At 70.4% G+C, this 593-nt stretch carries 1 protein-coding gene; it reads left to right on the top strand.

Going from position 1 to position 593, the window contains the following annotated elements; translation table 11 throughout:
* The first annotated feature begins 162 nt into the window (after positions 1–162).
* Positions 163–369, top strand: coding sequence for a DUF6274 family protein (locus tag AB8Z36_RS42020; protein ID WP_369218567.1), 207 nt, complete (start codon positions 163–165; stop codon positions 367–369).
* Positions 370–593 lie beyond the last annotated feature (224 nt).

Below are 593 nucleotides of genomic sequence, written 5' to 3'. Positions count from 1 at the left end.
ACGGCAAGCAGCCCCCCGGGCAACGGCGCGAGGGACGCCCCCGGCGCCCCAGGGGGCAGACGCACATCCCCGCCGGAGACGGCCCCGCACCTTGACTCCGTCACATTCCCCCGGTACCCAGTCAGCTAGGGAGCCGGCGGGAGGCCCCCACGGAGGTGACGCATGTCCGCTTCTTCTGCGTCCGCTCGGCACGAGACACGCGCCCTGCTGCGCGCCCACCTCGCGGCAGCGACGAGCTACCGCCACCTGACACGCCACTGCCCCATCTGCCACCGGCTCCTCCGGCTCGCTCAGGAGCCCTCCCTGACCGCCTCGGGCGAGCCGGACGCCCCCGGCCCCGGTCGGGAGGACTTTCGTCCCCRCGCATGACCAAAGCTGGCGCGCGGGTCACCCGCCCGGTGGGAGGCTGAGGGAGAGGGCCGCCGGAGAAGCCCCCGAGCCCCTCTAGCCCAGGGGCCTCGCGCGCAACAAGACACGCGGCATGTGACGGGTGTCACCGAACCAGTTTTGAAAACACCCGAACTTACACCCTTCATACAACGGGCCAATTTAATATGTGCAATTGCACCACCCGGGGACCCGTCCCCGTATCC

This window comes from Streptomyces flavofungini, from assembly GCF_041028215.1.
Taxonomy (GTDB): Bacteria; Actinomycetota; Actinomycetes; order Streptomycetales; family Streptomycetaceae; genus Streptomyces; species Streptomyces flavofungini_B.
This window is presented reverse-complemented; position numbering and strand designations above follow the sequence as displayed.